Origin of the sequence: uncultured Gimesia sp. (assembly GCF_937919775.1) — a bacterium.
Lineage (GTDB): Bacteria > Planctomycetota > Planctomycetia > Planctomycetales > Planctomycetaceae > Gimesia.
Window position 1 is genome coordinate 1 of the sequence record NZ_CALFPF010000522.1, and the last position, 5,863, is coordinate 5,863.

At 47.8% G+C, this 5,863-nt stretch carries 5 protein-coding genes; 1 reads left to right on the forward strand and 4 read right to left on the reverse strand.

The genetic code is table 11. The annotated features are described in order from the left end of the window. The first annotated feature begins 102 nt into the window (after positions 1-102). Positions 103-1,188 carry a tRNA dihydrouridine synthase DusB gene (gene dusB, locus Q0294_RS15020; protein WP_299467069.1) on the forward strand — a complete coding sequence of 362 codons (1,086 nt, stop codon included), beginning with the start codon at positions 103-105 and terminating at the stop codon, positions 1,186-1,188. A 15-nt stretch (positions 1,189-1,203) separates the two neighbouring features. On the opposite strand, the gene Q0294_RS15025 is transcribed toward dusB, so the two are convergent. From Q0294_RS15025 to Q0294_RS15040, 4 genes are all read right to left on the reverse strand, one after another. Continuing rightward, on the reverse strand, positions 1,204-2,514 hold the full coding sequence (locus Q0294_RS15025; protein WP_299467071.1) for a hemolysin family protein: 1,311 nt from the start codon (positions 2,512-2,514) through the stop codon (positions 1,204-1,206). Between the two features lie 127 nt (positions 2,515-2,641). Next, the gene (gene ybeY, locus Q0294_RS15030) at positions 2,642-3,139 is read right to left on the reverse strand and encodes an rRNA maturation RNase YbeY (protein WP_299467073.1); all 498 of its coding nucleotides are present in this window, start codon (positions 3,137-3,139) and stop codon (positions 2,642-2,644) included. A 19-nt stretch (positions 3,140-3,158) separates the two neighbouring features. Next, complete coding sequence (locus Q0294_RS15035; protein ID WP_299467075.1) at positions 3,159-5,480, reverse strand: HDIG domain-containing metalloprotein; 2,322 nt, start codon at positions 5,478-5,480, stop codon at positions 3,159-3,161. Between the two features lie 50 nt (positions 5,481-5,530). Then, on the reverse strand, positions 5,531-5,863 hold a 333-nt coding region (locus Q0294_RS15040; protein WP_299467077.1), incomplete at its 5' end, for a PhoH family protein.

Genomic DNA, 5,863 nt, shown 5'->3' on the forward strand with positions numbered 1-5,863 from the left:
CTTGTACGAGATGTTGTGAAATGTCACTATTATCAAGCATACTGTTGACTGTTTTTTTGTATTGTGTGCCTGAAGTCAGGCCTTTTCACGATTAAAGCTCCGATGAATTCTCAACTCCCTGCTCCACCAGATCCCCGGCCTCCTGTCTGCTATGGTTCTCTGCAGTTGGCATCTCGTTTTCTGTTGTCGCCATTAGCGGGGTATACGAATTTACCCTTTCGCAGGATTGTGCGCGAAATCGGAGGGGTGGGTTTAGCGACGACGGATCTGGTCAATGCGCGTGGATTACTGGAAGGGAGTCCGAAAACACTTCAGTTGATTCAAACCTGTCCCGAGGATTCCCCCTTTGCCGTGCAAATCTTTGGTAATGATCCAGGTCTGATGAGCGAAGCTGCGAAATTACTGGAAGAACGAGGCGTCGATTCGATTGATATCAACATGGGGTGTCCAGTCAATCGGATTGTCAAAGGGGGCGCCGGGGCCAGTATGATGTGCCGTCCCGATAATACTGTCTCACTGGTAAAGTCGGTCGTAGAAGCAGTCAAGATACCTGTCACCGTCAAAATGCGACTCGGCTGGGATGATCAAAATTTGACAGCCCCCTTCTTTGCCCGGGAGTTTGAACAAGTGGGAGTCGTGGCCGTTGCCATTCATGGCAGAACACGTGAGCAGGGATTTCGTGGCACTGTGAATCATGAGGGGATTCGGCAGGTTGTAGAAGCCGTCCAATCCATCCCTGTGATCGGGAACGGCGATGTGACGAATATTGCCGACGCAGATTATATGCTGAGAATCACAGGTTGTGCGGGAGTTTCCATTGGACGCGGTGCGCTGGCGAATCCTTGGATCTTTCGTCAACTGGTGCAATGGGAGCAGACCGGAAGCTGTGACCCTCCGGGAAATTTCGATGATCGTCTGCAGTTATTATTACGACAATTTCGTTATCTGCTGGAGATGACGACGGAGCAGCGGGCCATTTCCATGTTTCGAAAAATGGGGCACTGGTATTTGAAATCGATGCGGGTGTCACCTGCATTACGGCATCAATTTCAATGTGCCCAGAATTTGAACGACTTCGATGAAGCAGTCAAAGCGATCGCTGCCCAGGGACCGATGTCCGGTTCCCGGAGCGGTGTTCTACCTGACATGCATATTCCGGTTCCCGGCGGCCCCGTTGAACGCTGGTGAAACAGGGGGATGGCGTTAAGCGTCTGCGTCGAATTCTTCTGCGAGAGAGCGATCTACTTCGATGCGAAGCTTGCTGATTTTTCGCTCATCGGATTCAAGAACATCGATACGCAGTTGCTGCCAGGTGAGAGTCTCGCCAACTTGCGGGATTTTGCCGATTTGCGTGATCACAAATCCGCCAATCGTATCGAAATCTTTTTCTTCAGGCAGATCATAGTTAAACTGTTCATTTAAGTCGTCAATATGAACTCGGGCATCCACTTCGATGACATCCTTGCTCAGCTCAAAGATCATCTGCTCTTCTTCTTCATCAAACTCATCGACAATATCGCCGACAATTTCTTCCAGTACGTCTTCCATCGTGACCAGACCTGCGACGCCTCCATATTCATCAATGACGATTGCCATATGGACATGCTCTTTCTGCATGGTCTCCAGCAATGAATCGATGCCCGTAGTTTCCGGAATGTAGAATGGGGTAAACATCAGATTCTGAATCGTCAGTTTTTCTGAGGAACCGGAATTCTGATTGTCCTTAGCGAAGTGTTTGAGTAATTCTCGTGCATAAAGAATCCCCACAATATCGTCTGTTGAATCTCCAATGACCGGGATGCGTGAGTGACCTACATCAATAAACTTCAACAGAGCTTCGTCAACAGTCGCATTGACAGAGATGTATTCAATATCCATTCGCTGCGTCATGATGGCAGCCACGTCTTCGTCCCGTAGTTCCATCACGCGTTGGATCATTTTACCGGCTTCGGATTCCAGAATTCCTCCACGAGCCCCTTCTTCAAGCACAGAAAGTATTTCTTCACTGATATTTGCTTCCCGTCCATTTTTATTTTCTTCTTTACCGGCGAGTCGATGTGAGAACTCATCGATTTTCCAGGAAATCCAGGTCACGGGTGTGAGCAGCACCGGTAACCAGCGAAACACCGGCCAGGATATTTGCAGAAAGCGTTCCCCGGCAATCCGGGAGAGCGTCCAGGGAACGGTCATCAGGATCAAGATGCCCACGAATAATGTCAGAATCATTTCGATGGTAAATTGAGCTGTCGTTACAAACGAACTAAATTCATCGGGGATTTCTATCACGTGTCTGATGAGCACGACAGAAATGAGAATCACACCGGAAAGATAGCAAAAGTCGGCGGCCAGCAGAATTGTCGGGTGCGATCTCAGTATTTCGCTGAATCGATTCGGTACGCCCGCTTCATTACAGAGTGTTTCCAGTCGACTTCGCGAAAAATCTCGTAAAGAATACCCTAATAAACCTGAAAGCAGGGTGAACACAATTAAAACAGTAAAAATCAGCGGGACCATAAATACTGCAAATAGCCAAGTGGTAAGAAATGAAATCGAGTCGGTTAAACTGCCCGAACCAGGCAATAGTTTAACCAAAATGGACGAATACTTGAATCAGATAAAAGTAATAATTCTGGTGGATTTCTCACTCTTCTCGTCGAGGAATTGTCAGCCCCCGTTGGTCAAAAATCTGTTGTTCTCTTATCCGCATAAGCTGGATTTCTTCTTCTGTTAAGTCATCGTAACCACACAGATGTAACAAGCCATGTATCACATAAAGCAGCAGTTCATTCGCGGCTGACCATTGGTAACTTTCCGACATTGAGACGGCCATTTCCGCTGAAACTATGATCTCACCTTCGATGGTCTTGCCTGCCCCTCGCAGATCAGGGTCTTGCTTCTCGGTGTCTAACTGACACTCCAGCAGAAAACTCAGGACATCTGTATCATAATCATGTTCAAGATATTGTTGATTTAACTCACGGATCGCAGCGTTGTCGATGATTGCCAGACTAATGTCGGCTTGCGCCACTTTTTCTGACTGAAGCACGAAACAGGCGGTTTCCTGAAGCAGAGCTTCATCAATCGCTAAGTGATGCTGCGAGTTTTGAATTTTGATTTGGAACTGGTCTGTGATGTTCATTCAGGTAATCTACTGGAGGTTATGCAGAGCGCTCTTCCGGATATTTGATACGACCGTGATAGATTCCAATGAGGGATTTTACCAGAGAATCTTCAACAATATTAATTTCACTAAGTGTTAATGAGCATTCATTAAACTGACCGTCGAGAAGACGTTTCATGACCAGTGAATGCACCAGAGATTTGATTCGTTTCGGTGTGGGATCACTGAGGGTGCGGCTGGCACTTTCGACGGCGTCGGCCAGCATCATCACGCCCGCTTCTCTGGTTTGCGGTTTTGGTCCCGGATAGCGGAACGAGGATTCTTCTGCATCGGTTTTGTGGTCCGGACTGAGGTCTGCCTGCTTTTCGGCTTCCCGGAAGAAATACTCTACCAGCGTCGTGCCGTGATGTTGTTCGATAAAGTCAATCAAAGGTTGTGGCAGATTATGCTGACGTGCCAGATCAACGCCATCTTTGACGTGTCCGATGATAATCAACGTGCTCATTGCCGGTGCCAGATTGTCGTGCAGGCTTTCACTGCCAACAACCATATTTTCAATGAAGTATTGCGGTTTGAGCATTTTACCAATGTCGTGGTAATAAGCGGCGACACGCACTAAAAGCCCGTTCGCGCCGATTTTATCTGCTGCTGCTTCTCCGATTGTCGCCATCGAGATGGAATGGTTATAGGTTCCCGGTGCGCGACGAACCAGTTCCTGGAGCAGCGCATGTGAAACATCACTCATTTCTAACAAGCTGATGTCAGTCACGACCCCGAACAGGGATTCAATAAACGGCAGGCTGCCGGCTACAAGATATCCTGCAGCAAGACACCACCCCGCTCCCTGCAGGCTTTCCCACAAAACATGTTGATCAAACAGCCCGTTTGAGAGTTCCTGATTGTTGATCAGATTGATTCCCCAGTAGACCAGGAAATAAGTCAGCCCCATCCCAAATCCGAGCTTGATCAGCGTGGATCGCGAAGAGACGGTGGCGAGAGAAATGACTGCGATGGCAGAAACGCTCATTAAAACCACAAAATGCCCCAGCGATCCCCCCGTGGAGAGACAGAGAACCAGAGAAAGCGATAATGCGGTCAGAATGGCCATCATTTGATCATAAACGATGGCGAAAACCATCACGGTCACGATGAGTGGTAGTACCTCAGCACGCCACGGATCGTAAGAAAGTAAACGCCCCAGGAAGATGGTCAGGACGATCACGCTTAAATAGATACTTAAACGGCTGACGGTTCTGGCGACTGCTTTTTTATTATGCAGTAAGTGATAGCCATTCAGTACGGCGAGTATGATGAGCATCAGAAAGATAATGGTGACGCGGATGATTCGCTCATAAAACGGAACCACCGTTTCCTTGGCTTCGTATTCGGCACGCAGTAATGCGAGCTGTGTTTCATCAACGACCTGTCCCGGTTCAACCAGGATTGTCCCGCGTTGAAAGGTATCATAGATTTCATCGACCAGCATACGGGCATTTTTTCGCTCTTGCAAAGTTCTGACTGAATCGTAGACCAGAGTTGTTGGTGCCTGGAAATGGATCCAGTGTGAGAGCACAGCAGACATGGGAGCCAGCCGGGGGTAATTTTTCCACTCTCTGCCGACGACGCCGTTTTCAGAAAGTTGATTGGGCAGGCGGATGTCAAATGTGGTCACAATCCGCCGGGTACCGTTACTCTCTGTAAGGATCGCAATTGCATCGTCTGCACGTATTTGATTTTTCGTCAGATCATTTTCGTTCACGATGCCATAAGTCAGGAGTGGTGCAATCAACTTCTTGAAATCTTCAATGAGATCATCGATTTTTTTCGTGTCGGTGGAGTCGGGGCTGCTGACAAGGGATTTCAGTTCCGCGAAAGTCTGTTCGGACTCTTCCGGAAATTTGTCGATAAACTGTTCGAGTCGCCTGGAAGAAATCAGCCCCAGTTCCGCTCTGGTATCGGTATTCAAATCATCTAAAGATTTGGCTTTGGCAATCGCTAACAGATCTTCTCTGAGCAGTAATGGCAGTTTTTCGATCAATTCCGGCTGTTGTTTAAATGTATAGGGGACTTCAGATTCTTTTTGCGATCGTTCCCGGTCCGTCTCAATGGGATTGGCAATTTTGAATGAGGCATTTGCCAGTATCCCATGTTCTGCAAACATACCGAGCCGGTAGGGAAACGGCGCTTTCCAGCTCTCGACGGCAATCATTAAGATCACGATTGCCAACAGACAAACACTCAGACGCGACAGGGTTCCACGATTGCTGAGCAGTTCGCGCAGCCTCGAACTCAATTTGGATGAATCTCGCAAACTGGCAGCAAGTGCAGTTCGGGATTTTTTGGAACCAAAAAAAGCCATGGAAACGACCTGAACAGTGAGTGTTTAGAGTGGGGGAACGTGGATGAAAATTAGCGACCCAGACCATCGTCATTTTGGTAGGCTTTCACAATTTCGCCGACCAGTCTGTGTCTTACAATGTCTTCATTTTGCAATTGAACCACTCCTACTCCTTTAATATTTCGTAAGCGATTTATGGCATCGGTCATGCCACAAGAAACGTCAGGAGGCAAGTCAATTTGTGAAGTATCTCCAGTCACTACAATTTTTGAACCTGTACCCATGCGGGTGAGGAACATTTTCATCTGGGTAATCGTTGTGTTTTGAGCTTCATCCATAATGATAAATGTATCATCGAGTGTCCGCCCGCGCATAAACGCCAGAGGGACGACTTCCACGATATC

Excerpts from the sequence above, each read along its gene's own strand:
- ybeY (WP_299467073.1), bottom strand. The coding sequence starts at position 3,139 with ATGAACATCACAGACCAGTTCCAAATCAAAATTCAAAACTCGCAGCAT.
- Q0294_RS15035 (WP_299467075.1), bottom strand. The coding sequence starts at position 5,480 with ATGGCTTTTTTTGGTTCCAAAAAATCCCGAACTGCACTTGCTGCCAGT.
- dusB (WP_299467069.1), top strand. The coding sequence starts at position 103 with ATGAATTCTCAACTCCCTGCTCCACCAGATCCCCGGCCTCCTGTCTGC.
- Q0294_RS15025 (WP_299467071.1), bottom strand. The coding sequence starts at position 2,514 with ATGGTCCCGCTGATTTTTACTGTTTTAATTGTGTTCACCCTGCTTTCA.